Below are 3,163 nucleotides of genomic sequence, written 5' to 3'. Positions count from 1 at the left end.
GGCCTGGACAGCATCGCCGCCGGCCTGGCCCGCGCCGAGCCGGTGCCCGGGCGCCAGATCGCACACCGCCTGCCCAGTGGCGCGGTGCTGATCGACGACAGCTACAACGCCAACCCCGGCTCGCTGTCCGCCGCGATCGATGCGCTGGCCGCGTCGAAGGATGAAGGCTGGCTGGTGCTGGGCGACATGCGCGAGCTCGGTCCGGACGGCGAGGCGCTGCACGCGCACGCCGGTCGGCGCGCGCGCGAAGCCGGGCTCAAGCGCCTCTACACGCTGGGCACGCTGAGCGCGGCCGCATCGCAGGCGTTCGGCGACGGCGGGCAGCATTTCCATAGCCACGACGCGCTGGCCGCGGCGCTGGCCGATGAACTGCGTGCTGGCGTGCGTTGCCTGGTCAAGGGCTCGCGCGGCAGCGCCATGGACAAGATTGTGAAAGCGCTGCTGGCGCGAGGAGAGGAAACCCCCCATGTTGCTTGAACTGGCCCGATGGCTGCAGCAGTTGGAGAGCCTGTTCGGCTTGTTCGGCTATCTGACCCTGCGCGGCATCCTCGCCGCGCTTACCGCGCTGTTCCTGTCGCTGTGGCTGGGCCCGGCGATGATCCGCAAGCTGGCCCAGTTCAAGGGCGGCCAGCCGATCCGCACCGACGGTCCGCAGACCCACTTCTCCAAGGCCGGCACGCCAACCATGGGCGGCTCGCTGATCCTGCTGACCATCACCCTGTCGGTGCTGCTGTGGGCCGACCTGCGCAACCGCTATGTGTGGGTGGTGCTGGCGGTGATGCTGTGCTTCGGCGCGATCGGCTGGTACGACGACTGGATCAAGATCGTGCGCCGCGACCCGAACGGCCTGAAGTCGCGCTGGAAGTACCTGCTGCAGTCGATCTTCGGCCTGGCCGCGGGCCTGTTCCTGTTCTACACCGCCGACGTACCGGCGGCGCTGACCTTCTATATCCCGATGTTCAAGTCGGTGGCGCTGCCGCTGGCCGGGATCAGCTTCGTGGCCATCGCCTACTTCTGGATCGTCGGCTTCTCCAACGCGGTCAACCTGACCGACGGCCTGGATGGCCTGGCGATCATGCCGACCGTGCTGGTGGCCTGCGCGCTGGGTGTGTTCGCCTACGCGTCGGGCAACGTGGTGTTCTCCAACTACCTGCAGATCCCGCAGATCCCCGGCGCCGGTGAACTGGTGATCATCTGCGCGGCGATCGCCGGCGCGGGGCTGGGCTTCCTGTGGTTCAACACCTACCCGGCGATGGTGTTCATGGGCGACATCGGCGCGCTGGCGCTGGGTGCGGTGCTCGGCACCATCGCGGTGATCACCCGCCAGGAGCTGGTGCTGGTGATCATGGGCGGCGTGTTCGTGATCGAAACGCTGTCGGTGATGATCCAGGTCGCCTCGTTCAAGCTGACCGGCAAGCGCGTGTTCCGGATGGCGCCGATCCACCACCACTTCGAGCTGAAGGGCTGGCCGGAGCCGCGCGTGATCGTGCGCTTCTGGATCATTTCGGTGGTGCTGGTGCTGATCGGCCTGGCCACGTTGAAGGTCCGCTGATGAACGACCTGTCGCGCCAGGCAACCCGCCTTGAAGCCATCGGAGGCCACTTCGACAAGTGGCTGCTGGGCGCGATCATCGCGCTCACCGGGCTGGGCGTGGTGATGGTCGCGTCGAGCTCGATCGCGCTGATGAGCAGCCCGTTCTACTACCTCAACCGCCACCTGATCTTCCTGGCGGTGGGCATCGTGCTGGCAGGCCTGGCCATGCGCACCGAGCTCAAGAGCATCGAGCAGTACAACCAGATGCTGCTGCTGGGCTGCTTCGCGCTGCTGGTGGTGGTGTTCATTCCCGGCCTGGGCAGCAGCGTCAACGGCGCACGGCGCTGGATCAACCTCGGCTTCTCCAAGTTCCAGACCGTCGAAGCGGTGAAGGTGCTCTACATCGTGTGGCTGTCCAGCTACCTGGTGCGCTTCCGCGACGAAGTCAACGCTACCTGGCCGGCCATGCTCAAGCCGCTCGGCGTGGCCGGCGCGCTGGTGGTGCTGCTGCTGCTGCAGCCGGACTTCGGCTCCTCGACCCTGCTGCTGGCGATTACTGCCGGCATGCTGGTGCTGGGCGGGGTGAACCTGCCGCGCATGTCGATGCCGATCGTGTTCGGGCTGGTGGCGATGAGCGCGCTGGCGATCATCGAGCCGTACCGAATGCGCCGCATCACCTCGTTCTGGGACCCGTGGGCGGACCAGCAGGGCGACGGCTACCAGCTGTCCAACGCGTTGATGGCGGTAGGCCGTGGCGAATGGACCGGGGTCGGCCTCGGCAACTCCGTGCAGAAGCTGTACTACCTGCCCGAAGCGCACACCGACTTCATCTTCTCGGTCACCGCCGAGGAGCTGGGCTTCGTCGGCACCTGCCTGATCGTGGCGCTGTATGCGCTGCTGGCCGGGCGCGCGTTCTGGATCGGCATGCGCTGCGTGGAGATGAAGCGTCACTTCTCCGGGTACATCGCCTTCGGCATCGGCCTGTGGGTGAGCATGCAGAGCTTCGTCTCGATCGGCGTGAACCTGGGCATCCTGCCGACCAAGGGCCTGACCCTGCCGCTGATCTCGTCGGGCGGTTCGAGCATCCTGATGACCTGCGTGGCGATGGGCCTGCTGCTGCGCGTGTCCTACGAACTGGACCGCGCCGAGCGCCGGCAGGCCGTGCGCATGGGCGCCGCCGAGCTGGACGATGTCGCACCGGTCGAGGCGCCGGCCAGTGCCAGCGCAGCGGCTCCGGCACCGGCCCATCGCGACAGCGCGCCGCGCGGCACCAGCCGCATGCAGCAGCGCATCGAACCGACCCTGGGGAGGATGGGATGAGCACCCACGCATCCCCGCGTCCGGTGCTGATCATGGCCGGTGGTACCGGTGGTCACATCTTCCCGGGCCTGGCCGTGGCCCGGGTGCTGCGCGCGCGCGGCATCCCGGTGACCTGGCTGGGCAGCGAGGGCGGCATGGAAACGCGCCTGGTGCCGCAGCACGACATCCACATCGACACGCTGGCCATCAGCGGCCTGCGCGGCAAGGGCAAGCTGGCCCTGTTGACCGCGCCCGGGCGCCTGCTGCGCGCGGTGCGTGCGGCCGGTTTCCTGATCCGCGACCGCCAGCCGCGCGCGGTGATCGCCTTCGG

4 protein-coding genes are annotated in these 3,163 nt (G+C 68.1%); all 4 read left to right on the top strand.

The genetic code is table 11. The features are described from left to right. Positions 1–477: cyanophycin synthetase (locus RWO33_RS19905; protein WP_314107163.1), on the top strand; the 477-nt coding region annotated here is incomplete at its 5' end. After that, the gene (mraY, locus tag RWO33_RS19900; protein WP_068849228.1) at positions 467–1,552 is read left to right on the top strand and encodes a phospho-N-acetylmuramoyl-pentapeptide-transferase; all 1,086 of its coding nucleotides are present in this window, start codon (positions 467–469) and stop codon (positions 1,550–1,552) included. The genes RWO33_RS19905 and mraY, both read left to right, overlap by 11 nt. Continuing rightward, the gene (gene ftsW / locus RWO33_RS19895; RefSeq protein ID WP_314107160.1) at positions 1,552–2,853 is read left to right on the top strand and encodes a putative lipid II flippase FtsW; all 1,302 of its coding nucleotides are present in this window, start codon (positions 1,552–1,554) and stop codon (positions 2,851–2,853) included. Before mraY ends, ftsW begins: the two co-directional genes overlap by 1 nt. After that, on the top strand, positions 2,850–3,163 hold a 314-nt coding region (locus tag RWO33_RS19890; RefSeq protein ID WP_314107158.1), incomplete at its 3' end, for a glycosyltransferase. The genes ftsW and RWO33_RS19890, both read left to right, overlap by 4 nt.

The organism is uncultured Stenotrophomonas sp. (assembly GCF_963519925.1).
Classification (GTDB): Bacteria; Pseudomonadota; Gammaproteobacteria; order Xanthomonadales; family Xanthomonadaceae; genus Stenotrophomonas; species Stenotrophomonas maltophilia_AE.
Note: the sequence above shows the minus strand (reverse complement) of the source record. Positions and strands in the feature narration are given on the sequence as shown.

What these genes read in the sequence shown, in the direction of transcription:
- mraY (WP_068849228.1), top strand. Translation starts at nt 467, where the DNA reads ATGTTGCTTGAACTGGCCCGATGGCTGCAGCAGTTGGAGAGCCTGTTC.
- ftsW (WP_314107160.1), top strand. Translation starts at nt 1,552, where the DNA reads ATGAACGACCTGTCGCGCCAGGCAACCCGCCTTGAAGCCATCGGAGGC.